This window comes from Colwellia sp. BRX8-4 (assembly GCF_014077345.1).
In the GTDB taxonomy this organism is placed as follows: domain Bacteria; phylum Pseudomonadota; class Gammaproteobacteria; order Enterobacterales; family Alteromonadaceae; genus Colwellia_A.
Genome location: NZ_JACGVS010000025.1, coordinates 39,073 through 52,774, shown reverse-complemented (window position 1 = coordinate 52,774; position 13,702 = coordinate 39,073). Strand labels below are relative to the sequence as shown.

The 13,702-nt window shown below is 37.2% G+C and carries 12 protein-coding genes; 5 read left to right on the top strand and 7 right to left on the bottom strand.

From position 1 onward, the window contains the following. Positions 1-759 precede the first annotated feature (759 nt). From rplS to ffh, 5 genes are all read right to left on the bottom strand, one after another. Positions 760-1,113: a 50S ribosomal protein L19 gene (rplS, locus tag H4J56_RS16925; protein WP_070375882.1), complete on the bottom strand. Its 354-nt coding sequence runs from the start codon at positions 1,111-1,113 to the stop codon at positions 760-762. A 37-nt stretch (positions 1,114-1,150) separates the two neighbouring features. Further along, positions 1,151-1,972, bottom strand: coding sequence for a tRNA (guanosine(37)-N1)-methyltransferase TrmD (gene trmD, locus H4J56_RS16920; protein ID WP_259366338.1), 822 nt, complete (start codon positions 1,970-1,972; stop codon positions 1,151-1,153). Between the two features lies 1 nt (position 1,973). Further along, positions 1,974-2,504, bottom strand: a complete 531-nt coding sequence (gene rimM, locus H4J56_RS16915) for a ribosome maturation factor RimM (protein WP_070375881.1) — start codon at positions 2,502-2,504, stop codon at positions 1,974-1,976. Between the two features lie 26 nt (positions 2,505-2,530). Then, on the bottom strand, positions 2,531-2,779 hold the full coding sequence (gene rpsP / locus H4J56_RS16910) for a 30S ribosomal protein S16 (protein ID WP_070375880.1): 249 nt from the start codon (positions 2,777-2,779) through the stop codon (positions 2,531-2,533). A gap of 208 nt (positions 2,780-2,987) precedes the next feature. Then, the gene (gene ffh, locus H4J56_RS16905; RefSeq protein ID WP_070375879.1) at positions 2,988-4,379 is read right to left on the bottom strand and encodes a signal recognition particle protein; all 1,392 of its coding nucleotides are present in this window, start codon (positions 4,377-4,379) and stop codon (positions 2,988-2,990) included. Between the two features lie 248 nt (positions 4,380-4,627). Here ffh and H4J56_RS16900 point away from each other — a divergent pair, with 248 nt between their 5' ends. The 3 genes from H4J56_RS16900 (at position 4,628) to H4J56_RS16890 (ending at position 7,994) form a co-directional block, all read left to right on the top strand. Next, positions 4,628-5,743 (top strand): SO_0444 family Cu/Zn efflux transporter, encoded by a 1,116-nt coding sequence (locus H4J56_RS16900; RefSeq protein ID WP_310733512.1) that lies wholly within the window; start codon positions 4,628-4,630, stop codon positions 5,741-5,743. An 89-nt stretch (positions 5,744-5,832) separates the two neighbouring features. Beyond that, positions 5,833-6,633: a cytochrome c biogenesis protein CcsA gene (locus tag H4J56_RS16895; RefSeq protein WP_182221883.1), complete on the top strand. Its 801-nt coding sequence runs from the start codon at positions 5,833-5,835 to the stop codon at positions 6,631-6,633. A 77-nt stretch (positions 6,634-6,710) separates the two neighbouring features. Beyond that, on the top strand, positions 6,711-7,994 hold the full coding sequence (locus tag H4J56_RS16890; protein WP_182216728.1) for an HlyC/CorC family transporter: 1,284 nt from the start codon (positions 6,711-6,713) through the stop codon (positions 7,992-7,994). A gap of 497 nt (positions 7,995-8,491) precedes the next feature. Here the strand turns inward: H4J56_RS16890 and H4J56_RS16885 are convergent, their stop codons facing one another. Continuing rightward, positions 8,492-9,112, bottom strand: a complete 621-nt coding sequence (locus H4J56_RS16885; RefSeq protein ID WP_182173615.1) for a hypothetical protein — start codon at positions 9,110-9,112, stop codon at positions 8,492-8,494. A 611-nt stretch (positions 9,113-9,723) separates the two neighbouring features. Next, positions 9,724-11,295 carry a glutamate--cysteine ligase gene (gshA, locus tag H4J56_RS16880; protein ID WP_310733620.1) on the bottom strand — a complete coding sequence of 524 codons (1,572 nt, stop codon included), beginning with the start codon at positions 11,293-11,295 and terminating at the stop codon, positions 9,724-9,726. Positions 11,296-11,565: 270 nt separating this feature from the next. Here gshA and H4J56_RS16875 point away from each other — a divergent pair, with 270 nt between their 5' ends. Further along, a complete protein-coding gene (locus tag H4J56_RS16875; RefSeq protein ID WP_182222797.1) occupies positions 11,566-12,927 on the top strand; it encodes a Na+/H+ antiporter NhaC family protein in 1,362 nt (453 codons plus the stop codon). Next, positions 12,928-13,635 (top strand): TIGR01621 family pseudouridine synthase, encoded by a 708-nt coding sequence (locus tag H4J56_RS16870; protein WP_182222796.1) that lies wholly within the window; start codon positions 12,928-12,930, stop codon positions 13,633-13,635. Positions 13,636-13,702: the final 67 nt, after the last annotated feature.

Genomic DNA, 13,702 nt, shown 5'->3' with positions numbered 1-13,702 from the left:
GCTGTACGCTCTGACATACCAGATTGGGCAGCGGCTGCTGTTTGTTTATGATCATTACGATAAGACATATATAAATTAACCTGTTGCTTGGTTATGGGTTTTCCAGACATATCTTTCTCTATTGAGTTTGATATATCTAAAGTGTACCAAAACCGGTCAACCTAATTGTCGCGACCCGGCCAAGCTAATTGTCGCCTAATAATAATCGTAGAATAAATATTCGCAGAATGAATAACATAATTTTTATTATGCAAATAAACCACTCTACTTACTTATTAATGCAAAAAATACACCAATAAAAATAACAAATAAATTCAATAACATAGAGCAAAATAAAATAATAAAATTATTAAATTGCAAACTATTATGAGAAATGATTAACCAACCTTTATGACATCAGACTGCTAAACTAGATTGTAAACCGACCAAGGGCGACAACACTTATGTTCGCTATTAGTACTTTCCAATTAAGTTAATAAACTACCTATAGTAAGTAATATCAGTGAGCTTTAAATCTTCAATCAAGTAATATGATCGTTAAACTAGGGTTTAACTCGTTCTTCTACGGTGAGAGGGTCGAACTAAAACCGACGGGTAAATAGCTTGTCAGTCATCTTGAATGGATAAGAATACAATCAGCAGAATCAGTAAGATAGATTACTGTATCAGAATATACACTAAAACAAAAAAAGCCTGAATAACGAATTATTCAGGCTTTTTTTATGCGTATTGCTAAAGCAAAACGGGCTTAAAAAGAGATTATCTTTTTGCCAATTTTTCTTTAATACGTGCTTTACGGCCAGATAGCTCGCGCAAGTAGTAAAGTTTAGCTTGACGTACATCACCGCGACGTTTGACTTCAATAGAGTCAACAATAGGGCTATGTGTCTGGAATACACGTTCTACACCAACACCGTTCGAGATTTTACGAACAGTGAATGCAGAATTGATGCCACGGCTTTTTATTGCAATAACTACACCTTCAAATGCTTGAAGACGTGATTTATCACCTTCTGTAACTTTTACTTGTACAACAACAGTGTCGCCTGGTGCGAATGCTGGTAAATCTGTTTTCATCTGCTCTTTTTCGAGCATATCAATAATGTTACTCATAATACCTTCTTCCTAGGGTTCACAGGCATCAACAAAATCATTTATTATCTTCTTTAATAGAAGCTAACATTTTCTTTTGTTCTGCTGTCAGAGCTAGGTTAGTTAATAGTTCTGGTCTTCTGGTCCATGTTCTTTCTAGTGACTTAAACATACGCCATTGCTTTATGTGTTCGTGATTACCACTTAATAGCACTTTAGGTACCGACATAGCTTCTATTGAAGTGTCGAGTACTTCTGGCCTTGTGTAATGAGGACAATCTAATAAACCCTCTGAGAAAGAATCTTGCTCAGCTGACTGATTATGTCCTAAAACACCGGGCACAAAACGTGCTATAGCATCGATCATGTTCATTGCGGGGAGTTCTCCACCACTCAAAACATAATCACCGACAGACCATTCTTCGTCGATTTCCGACTCAATTAATCGTTCGTCTATGCCTTCATAACGCCCTGCTATAAATAGCAGCTTATTATGTTGTGCTAATTCGCGTACACCAGCTTGGTCGAGTTTACGTCCCTGCGGCGACAAATATATAACCTTGACTTGTTCTTTATCAGAACTACTATTATCACCTATCGCAGAATCTGCAGCGAAATTCGCAGCAGCTTTTGCAGCTTTAATAGCATCACGTAGCGGTTGCACCATCATTAACATGCCCGGACCACCGCCATAAGGACGGTCATCAACGGTTCTATGTTTATCGTGCGTAAAGTCTCTTGGATTCCACTTATGAAATTCAATTAACCCGTTACGGATCGCTCGGCCTGTCACCCCATACTCTGTAATGGCGTCAAACATTTCAGGAAAAAGGCTTATCACCCCATACCATCGTTTGTTTGTTAAAACACTATTACTCAAGTTAGAAACCTGGGTCCCAGTCAACACAAATTTGTTTATTTTCAGCACTAATTGATTTTACAACTTGTTCAAAAAGATACGGAATTAAACGCTCTTTTTGACCAAAGCCGTCATTACGATTAGCTTTAACAACCAGTACATCGTTAGCGCCAGTTTCTAAAATTTCAGAAACATGACCAAGGTCGTAACCTTTGTCAGTAACAACAGACATGCCGATCAAATCGCGCCAGTAAAACTCCCCGTCGGGCAATTCTGCTAGTGCGCTTTCGTTGACAAATATTTCTGATCCGACAAGCTTTTGGGCTATATCACGATCATCAATACCAGCAACATGAACAACGAGTCCGTTATTATGTTTGCGCCAATCAGATATATCGACTGATTGTATTTTATTCCCTAATTTTAGAGACCAAGGAAAATAGTCTAATATAGCTTCGGTTTCATCAGTGAACGAATGAATTTTCAACCAACCTTTGATACCGTAAACTGCGCCTACTTTACCTAAGATGACTTCTTTATTTATTTCTTCCACAACAACTCCTAAACCTACTAAATTAATTAAGCTGCTACTTGAGCGTCTTTAACTAACTTAGCCACACGATCAGATAAACCAGCACCCTGACCAACCCAATGGTTGATACGGTCTAGGTCTAAGCGTAATTTCTCAGCTTGACCTTCTGCTGTTGGGTTAAAAAAGCCAACTTTCTCGATGAAACGACCATCGCGAGAGTTACGGCTATCTGCAACAACAACCTGATAGAATGGACGCTTTTTGGCGCCGCCACGAGCTAAACGAATGGTTACCATATCGCCCTCTATTATTTAAAGTGTTAAAACGAATTTTCCAGACATTTCCTGACACCCTAGGTGACAGAAAAGCTCGCGTATTTTACGCTTCCTAGGATAAATAGCAAGTATAAAGATCGCCCAGTGCTAATGATAAACCTGAAATGACTAAAGACTAAAAGCAAAAAAGGTAGCGAACGCTACCTTTTGAAATTAAATATTGTTTAACTTAACGGCCGAACATCCCGCCACCTGGGCCACCGCCTGCACCGCCTGGAGGCATCATGCCCTTCATTGAGCGCATCATTTTCTGCATGCCACCTTTACCAGACATTTTTTTCATCATTTTTTGCATTTGCATAAATTGTTTTAATAAACGATTCACATCTTGAATTTGAGTACCTGAACCTGCAGCAATTCTACGTTTTCTAGAACCTTTAATAATATCAGGACGCTCACGTTCACCTTTAGTCATAGAGCTAATAATAGCTTCCATTCGTAAGGTTAATTTATCATCCATTTGATCTTTAATTTTATCTGACATATTGCCCATACCTGGCAATTTGTCCATCATGCTAGTCATGCCACCCATGTTTTTCATTTGCACAAGTTGCTCACGAAAATCTTCTAAATCAAAACTTTTACCACTTTTAAATTTTTTGGCTAATTGCTCAGCTTTCTTCTTATCAACCTTTTGTTCAACTTCTTCGATTAAAGAAAGTACATCGCCCATACCAAGAATACGTGAGGCAATACGGTCAGGATGGAAAGGTTCTAATGCTTCAATTTTTTCGCCAACACCCATAAATTTAATAGGCTTGCCGGTAATATGGCGAATAGAAAGCGCAGCACCGCCTCGAGCGTCACCGTCAGTTTTGGTCAGTATGATACCGGTTAACGGTAAAGCGTCACCAAAGGCTTTCGCTGTGTTTGCCGCATCTTGTCCCGTCATTGCATCAACGGTGAATAATGTTTCTATTGGATTAATAGCCGCGTGTAGATCTTGTATCTCAGTCATCATGTCTTTATCAACATGTAAACGACCCGCAGTATCAACAATTAATACATCAAATAAAAACTTTTTAGCATGTTCAATAGCTGCATTAGCAATATCTATTGGTTTTTGCGAAATATCACTTGGGAAAAATTCAATATTAATTTCGTTTGCTAATGTTTCTAGCTGTTTAATAGCAGCCGGACGATAAACATCGACACTGACGACTAATACCTTTTTCTTTTCACGCTCTGTTAAGTATTTTGATAACTTTGCCACAGAGGTTGTTTTACCCGCCCCTTGTAAACCTGCCATTAATACAATGGCTGGCGGAGCCGCTTTTAAATTAAGGGTCTCGTTGACTTCACCCATAGCGTGTTCAAGTTCTTTTTGAACAATTTTTACGAAGACTTGTCCTGGAGTAAGACTTTTAGAGACATCTTGACCAACCGCGCTCTCTTTTACTTTAGCGATAAAATCACGAATAACCGGTAAGGCAACATCCGCTTCAAGAAGTGCCATACGCACTTCACGTAATGTTTCTTTAATGTTGTCTTCTGTTAATCGGCCACGGCCGCTGATATTTTTTAACGTTTTCGTTAAACGATCGGAAAGATTCTCAAACATGTATGACTCTATATTGTGCTGAATATAAAAATTATTGCATATTATACCCGCCAATAAAATAAGCGAAAGGATTAATAGCAAATCCTCTCAGTTTCTTCATGCTCATTAGCGTTAGATTTATCAATTAACTACAAGAGTAAAGAACAGCAGATCAGATAAATAAATCGTCGTTATTTGATAACGACTAATGCACCTTAATATAAGTATGGTAAGCTGTAGGTTGGTTTAACTTTTATATAATTAATATAGTGACTGTCTTGGAATATTTATCTGCATTACTGACAAACTTTTTAGCCCTAAGTGCTGAAGCAAGTCCTTGGTTATTATTAGGTTTACTCATCGCTGGTTTAATGAAGTCTTGGGTACCCACTAAAATTTTAAGTCAACATTTAGGCGAAGGGAAACTCGCTATTATTAAAGCCGCACTCATTGGCGCACCTTTACCTTTATGCTCATGTGGTGTTATCCCTGTTGCGACTGAATTACGTCGCAGTGGCGCTTCCGCTTCTGCAACCTCATCCTTCTTAGTTGCGACCCCAGAAACAGGCGTTGACTCTGTTTCTGTTTCATATGCTTTATTAGGGCCCGTGTTTGCTATTTATCGTCCAATAACTGCGATATTTTCTGCTATTATTACAGGCTTATTGGTTTCAACGATAAAAAAAGAAGACATTACTCTGCCAAAATCAGCAACTGAAGATGCACCTAGTTGTTGTCCAAGTAAGAAAAAAGTAGTTACTGAACCTGTACTTGCGACAGAAAATGTAAAATCTTCATGTTGTGCCAGTGAAAAAACATCTGAACCACCAACAAAATCAGCAAGTTTTATCAGTAAAACCACCTCAGGTATTCATTACGCGGCAACGCAATTGATAGACGATATCATTATTTGGTTATTAGTCGGTTTAGTTTTTGCCACGTTAATAAAAACATTTTTACCCGCCTCTTTTTTACTTAGCTACGGAAGTGGTTTAGGCGCAATGTTAGTGATGATTGTTATATCAATCCCTATGTATATTTGTGCCACTGCATCGACCCCTGTCGCCGCGGGCTTTATTTTAGCCGGTATATCTCCTGGCACAGCGTTGGTCTTTATGATGGCTGGCCCTGCAACCAATATTTCAACATTGGGCGTCATTAAAAATGAAATGGGCAGCAGTGTTTTAATCCGGTATTTATTAGGTATTTCGTCGTGTGCAATTGGCTTTGGCTTACTACTTGATTGGGGCTTGGCGTTTTTTGATATTAATATTACGCAGCAAATGCAACATAGCCATGAGTTACTACCCTTTTGGTTTGGGTTAACTTGCGCAGGGTTAATTGCCTTTTTATCGATAAAGCCTTTAAGAAAATTAGTTTTATAGTTTTAATATAGGGTGTATTACCCGCATTCTGATAGAATCGTTTGCAGGTATAAATACCTAACTTTTAAGTTCTTGTGTGGGAGCACGTTGTGAGTTTTTCGGATATTTGTTCTTTAATTGCATTTTTTGCTTATGCTGTAGCAACTTCTGCAATGTTATTACGTTTATTTCACCCTAAAGGGCCTAATTTAGTTTTTGTATTATTTTTTGGCTGTTTAGCTATGGTGCTTCACACGTTAAGTAATGCACAGTTTTTAGTTGCTCAAGCGGATATTAACTTTGCATTGCCTAACGTTATTTCTTTAGTCAGTTTAATTATTTGTTTATCAGTCTCTGCATTTGCTTTGCGCTTTAAGGTGAATTTACTCTTACCAGTTATTTATGGTTTTGCGGGTATTTGGCAATTTTTGATGATATTCATACCGAGTGTTGAACAAGCCCCCTTAATTAATCACCAATTAAGTGTAATAAGCCATGTAACGCTTGCACTGCTCTCTTATTGTACGCTGATTATTGCGACACTTTATGCGTTTCAAGTGGCTTACATCCATTTTAAATTAAAAACAAAAAATTTGGCGGCGGTCAATCATTTACCACCACTGATGCAAGTTGAAGGTCAGCTTTTTATTATATTAAGTATTGGCACGAGTTTTTTATTACTCAGCCAAGTGATTGGCTTCTTATTTTTAGATGGGATGATCTCACACGAAAACTTACATAAAACAATATTGTCTATATTAGCCCTACTGGTCTATTCAACGATACTCTGGGGTCATTACAATAGGGGTTGGCGAGGACATCGAGTATTAATATTAATGGTTACCGGTAGTGCTTTATTAACATTGGCATATTTCGGTAGTCGATTTGTTAAAGAATTTATTTTACTGTAAATTATCAAAATAATGGTCATTAAATAAGTATATAACGTACTTAATGACTATCTATAACACAACATAGGGTTCCTTTTTTGGACAACATATCAACGGAAATGCTCTTTGCCATTCTTGGCATTCTAATTATTCTATCAGCCTATTTTTCAGGATCTGAAACTGGCATTATGTCGCTTAACCGCTATCGACTTCGCCATTTAGAAAAACAAAATCATCAAGGTGCTAAACGCGTCAGTAAATTATTAGAGCGTCCAGACCGTTTAATTGGTTTAATACTTATTGGCAATAATCTTGTTAATATAGCGGCCTCTGCGATTGCCACTATTATCGGCTTACGTTTATTTGGTGACATGGGTGTGTTGGTTGCAACCATTGCATTAACACTTGTTGTGCTTATATTTTCTGAAGTAACCCCAAAAACATTAGCGGCGTTATACCCTGAAAAAATCGCTTTTCCAAGCTCAGTTGTCTTATCTGTTTTATTGAAGCTGTTGTTCCCTTTCGTTGTTGCTGTAAATTGGATCACTAACGGTTTATTGCTATTAATCGGTGTTAGTTCTGAACAACGTGTTCATCACAGTTTAAGCTCAGAAGAACTTAGAACCGTTGTTAATGACTCTGGGGCTATGTTACCCGAGCGCGATCAAAATATGTTGGTCGGTATTCTTGATTTAGAGAAAGTGACCGTTGAAGATATTATGATCCCACGTAATGAGTTAGTGGGCATTGATATTAATGATGACTGGAAAAAGATTCAAAAACAACTGGCACAATCAAACCATACCCGTGTGTTATTGTATCGAGACAATATGGATGATGTTGTCGGTTATATTCATCTACGTGATGCATTGAAACTCTTATTCAAAAATCAATTTACTAAAACCACCTTAATCAGAGCAATAAAAGAATTATATTTTATTCCCGAAGGCACCACCCTGAATGTGCAACTATTAAAGTTTCAGCATGCCAAAGAACGATTAGGCTTAGTCGTCGATGAATATGGTGACATTCAAGGCTTAGTAACCCTAGAAGATATTTTGGAAGAAGTCGTTGGTGACTTTACAACAACGATGACGCCGACGACAAGTGAAGAGGTTAATGCACAACCTGATGGTAGTTATTTAGTCGATGGTAGTGCTACGGTGAGGGATATTAATAAAGAAATGACATGGAATTTCCCTACCGATGGCCCTAAAACATTAAACGGCTTAATTATCGAATATTTAGAAGATATACCAGAAGCTAATTTAAGTGTACGTATAGCAGGTTACCCTTTAGAAATTGTTGATGTCTCAGATAATATGATCAAAACAGTTAGGATCCTTCCTGAACTTTATCTCGATAATGATAAAGAAAAGTAGCAAGTTTGGTTACACCATAGATATAACACAAGGCCTTAAATCATCATTTTAAGGCCTTTTTTTATGAAATCCTTATCATAGTAACAATTACTTTTAGATGCTCTTATTTCTTCTTTTGTGGATAATAGCAGCAAGCCACAAAGTTATTCACAGAGTTATTCACACCACTTGATCTAATAATGATTTTTCCACAATTTCTGTGGATAACAAAACGCAGCCCAATAAGAGCCAGCCCTCAAATAATGCAATGCCTTTCTTTAATATTTATGAAGTTTTTTTTACAATAATTTTTATGATAAGAAACGTAAGCCTTTGCGAGCATTTTTACTGCAAAGAGATTATATAAGTACTATTTATGCTACATGTTATCACTACTTATGTTATGTAACTCGGTGAACAATCATTGGCTTTAATTTAGCCCTAAAACTAAAAAGCATGACCTTTTTATAAAAGACCATACTCACAAAGCTAATTACAGTTATATCGACAAATAAACTTTATGCAAAAAATAATCGCCATAACCAACCATGATTTAAATCTGCTTCACAGCTTTTTAATTGGCTACTGTAGCGCCGTGCTCGGTTATCGACTTTGCGGGCGACCTTTGCCAGCCAAGGCTTCTGTTTATAAGAGCGACGCTTAAAGCCTCCCCAACCTTCGTGATAATTTAAATATTGGTTGTAAGCATCCCATTTAGAGACCTTATTAATTTTCTGTGTTTTAAATATAAACCAACCCATAAAATCAATAGCGTCGTCAAAGTCATCACGGTCGGCGCCAGAATTGTCTGTTTCTTTAATATAATCATCCCAAGTCATCGTTTTTGCTTGAGAGTAACCGTAAGCAGTACTTACCCGACCCCAAGGGATAAAACCCAGTAAATAGTCTCTAGGAGGCAAAGCATCGGCTCTAAATGAACTTTCTTGGAACATCATACTCATGGGCACATGGATAGGCACCCCCCAACGCTCACGCACTTCTTTGGCAGCAAAATACCAATCACGGTGTTCACGAAAAATTTCACAGATATTTTCAGGATTTTTTGGCGGTGATGTAGCACAACTTGAGAGGAGTATGATGCTGAACAATGAAATAAGAAAAGGTTTAATAAACGACATAACATCAGTACGTTATTGGATTGGATATTGTTATCATGCCAGAAAGACGACCTTATACCAACTAGATAATAGTGAGAGTAGTGTTGTAAAAAATATTTTTATTTTAAATGAAACATTATTGAACTAAAACTAGAACTGCCACTCTTACTTAGCAGTGTTTATGTTTCTCCCTTAGTAGTTATGTTTTTATTGCGCATTCTTTTTTAAGTAATGCGTTTTTTTTTGCCTAAATTCTAGTAAAAGTTTATCAGCATTTTATCCGGAACAACCGATTTAATCACCAACGACTCTGCCGATAAAACAATGAATAAAAATAGCTAAATAAATGGAACTAAAACCACAACTAACACTCTTACTTTATAAGTGTTTATGTTTCCCTTAGTTATTATGTTTTTATTGCGCATTCTTTTTTAAGTAATGCGTTTTTTTTTGCCTATTATTTAGCAAAATGTTTGCTTATTATTTAGCAAAATGAAATGAGTAAAGTCAACGCAACAAGGAAGTGAGGGCTTAAGAGAACGATTATACTTGAACAAGAGTTTTATTGTCAGGAGTGAAAGATGGAATAGCACGTTAACTAACGCGCTATTCTGGCGAGTAATTATTAAAGACTATTTACCAAAATAGTCAGCTAAAAAAGTATCAAAATCTACTTGGTCAGCGTTTTCAATATCCTTTTGTCCTTGATGTGATTTTGTTGCCGCGTCAATAAAATACTGCTCATTAAACACCTGATAATCTGCCGCTAGTAACTGTTGACGATAGTCTTGTGCTTTTTGTAAAGCGATGCCCGTTAAGCTTTGATTTTGATTTACCACACAATCAAGTAATTGAGCGGAAGGTGTTAAATTAGGATCAAGCAATTTTTGTTGTTCATTGGCCACCGCTTGACTATATTTGTCACTGCCATAAGCACTATCTAATAAGATTGCGACTTTCTCCATTTGTTGGAAAATTTCACTGCCCCAGGCTTTCACTGATTTATCACAACCATTATCATTGAGTAGTAAAAGTGGATCTCTGCCTCGAACAACAACTTCGTCCATATTGGCATCGCAGCTTTCTTGTTGTTGATAAGTAAATAAAGGGCTATCTGCTAAGGCACAATAGGTAATGAAAACATCGAGAAAATAAACTTGCTCAATGCTTATCCCCGTATCAGAGAATGGATTAACATCAAGGGCGCGTACTTCAATGTATTCAACCCCTCTATTTCTTAATGCTTCTGAGGGTTTCTCTCCAGATTTAGCAACTTGCTTAGGCCGAATAGGCGCATAAAGTTCATTCTCAATCTGTAAAATATTACTGTTAAGTTGCTGATATTTTCCGTTAACCTTTACACCAAAGGCAGCAAACTTTTCTGAAGGTAAATTAATCGCATTTTGTACACCATCTAAGTAACCACTTAAATCGTTATAACAAATTTTCAACGATGCTTGCTCGCTATTGGTGTAACCTAAATCACTCATTCTCAACGATGTAGCGTACTCAAGGTACATATAACCACTCGCTGACTTTTTGAAAGGAAGCGTGGTGGTTTTATTTTTCAAAAATGAACCACAAATAGTTGGCGAGCTACCGTAAAGGTAAGGTATCAACCAGCAATATCGTTTGTAGTTACGTAATAATGAAAAATATTTTTCTGATATAAAATCATTTATCGGTGCCTTATTTTCTGAAATTTTTTGCATACTTTGCCAAAAATTTTGAGAAAATGAGAAATTAAAATGAATACCAGAAATAACCTGCATCATACTACCATAGCGATTTTTTAGCCCTTGACGATAGGCTGTTTTCATTTGACCTACGTTTGATGAACCATAGTTTGCTAGCGGTATAGCATCATCATTATCAACAAAACATGGCATACTCATTGGCCACAGCAGTTCGCCATCAATTTTACTTAAGGTATATTTTTGAATATCTTGTAATTGCGCGATAGTTGTTTCGGGATCAAAACTCACCGGTGTAATAAACTCTAATAACGTTTCTGAGTAGTCCGTAGTGATATTAGGATGTGTTAACGCAGCGCCTAAGCTTTTATGGTGGGGGGCTAATGACAAACGTCCTTCAGGTAAAACGCGTAAGCCTTCTCGTTCTATGCCTCGCCCAATGCCTGTTAAGGAAGATAAATGTTCATCTTGGCTAAATGCCATTACATAGTCATCAAAAGAAAGTTTCAAAAATAATCCCTAATACATTAAGCGTAGCTGCTATTGACTATTTGAGGGTAATAATTAACTTTTCAATACTTTATCGTATTAAAAATCAATCTTAAGTGACATCCTCAAAATAAACATTCATTTTCTAAAAGCACTAGACCGTAATACGCTAGTTTTATTTTCAAAATAAAACTAATCAAATTTGTATGAATCTCTTACAAAGCAGTTTCTAAACATTAGCGCTTACGGTAAAGTGCCTTATAAGATAATAATAAGAAAATAGTTAAAATCATGCAAGACAGTCCTTTATCATTACTTCCTCCACTTGTTGCTATTGTGATTGCCATTTGGCGAAAAAACGCTCTACTAGCTTTATTCTGCGGTTTAATTTTAGCAAGTATAATGTCGACAAACTGGCAAATAATAACGGGCATAACCGATGGTTTTTTGGCGATTGGTGGTGTATTCACTTCTACCAGTAACCTTTATATTGTTAGTTTTAGTTTATTAATTGGCGCGTTAGTAACCCTAATGAATAAATCAGGCGCGGTTAATGGTTTTATCGAAAAACTGTCCTCATTAAATTTAGTCAAAAACGCTCGACAAGCGAGTATGCTGCCGACAATTATTGGTACCAGTATTTTTACCGATACTAATTTAAGTATGTTTACTGCTGGTATGGCTAGTCAGAAACTCTTTGATAAATATAAAATGAGCCGCGCAAAGCTAGCCTACCTAATTGACTCAACTTGCGCGCCAGTAAGCATCTTATTATTAGTAAACGGCTGGGGTGCTTATGTATTAGGGTTACTTGATGATTATCAACTTGCCGACTCAGTGGGTGTTCTAATCGGTACTGTTAGTTATAATTTTTACGCAATAATCGCTATTTCATTGGCTTTTTATACCGCCTACAGCGGAAAAATTTATGGTCCAATGAAAAGAGCAGAGTCTTTGGTAACCGACCAGCAACAAGATACTGTAAAACAAATAGCGCCAGCCTATATCATGTGGTTGCCTTTATTAACGTTATTAGCACTGACCCTAATTTTATTGTGGATAACAGGTGATGGCGACATACGCCGTGGCTCAGGCTCATTTGCTGTATTTTGGTCAATCATCAGCGCTTTTATTTTATTAGTGCTATTAATTACCTTGAATAAACTCCTTAGTGTTAAAGAAATAACCCTCAGCTCAGCTGCAGGCATTAAACATATGTTTCCTGCTGTTGCCATTTTAGTCTTGTCATTTGCTTTTGGTGACGCAATAAAAGGCTTGGGCACAGGTATTTATGTCAGTGAATTATTTAATGTTGAACTGCCGTTATTTTTAATGGCACCCGTTATTTTTATTGCCGCGGCGTTAATGGCTTTTGCAACAGGAACCTCTTGGGGAACTTTTGCTATATTGGTGCCTATTGCTGTACCTATCGCTCAACAGAGTGGGTTACCCATAGAATTTTTAGTCGCTGCAGTGTTAGGTGGTGGCGTATTTGGCGACCACGCCTCTCCTATTTCTGATACTACCGTGGTTGCATCCATCGCCAGTGGTTGTGATCATTTCGAACATGTTAAGACACAATTACCTTATGCATTATTTGGTGCTGTGCTCACAATTATTCTTTATATCTTGGTAGGATTAGGGCTCTCATAAGTGCAATCGATTAATATAATTTTTGAACACAATAATTTTATTATTGTAGAGAAACCGGCCGATGTTAACTTCCATGATGAAGGCGACCTTGAGCAAGGTTTTTTCAACCAAGTTAAAAAACAGGGAAAAGCGCAAGGTAAATTTGATGATTTATTCCCGGTGCATCGCCTTGATAAAATGACTTCAGGTTTAATGATTTTTGCAAAAAACTTAGCGACTACGCAACAGTTTCAAACGTTATTTGAACAACATAAGGTTGAAAAATATTACCTGGCGATCAGTGATAAAAAACCTAAGAAAAAACAAGGTTTGATTAAAGGCGATATGGAAAAAAGTCGCCGAGGCATGTGGAAATTACTACGAACACAAGTCAACCCCGCGATTACACAGTTCTTGTCGTATTCACTTAGCGATGGTCTGCGTTTGTATTTATTAAAACCGCGAAGTGGTAAAACCCACCAACTACGTGTTGCCTTATCCAGTATTGGCTCTCCAATACTCGGTGATCCACTTTACGCAACGCAAGACGCTTATCAAGAGCAACGTGGTTATTTACATGCATTCGCGCTGAGCTTCACTTTAGATGGGGAAAAATATCAATTTGTACTTTGCCCATCTTCTGGAGAAAAATATTTAAGTGAATCTTGCCAACAACAATTAGAGGCCATTAAGACCCCTTGGTCACTTACTTGGCCAAATATAAGCTAACAATTGCCTCCTGTTGAAAGCGTCATCCTGATACTGAAATAAATTCAGCATGACGACAAAGGTGAAA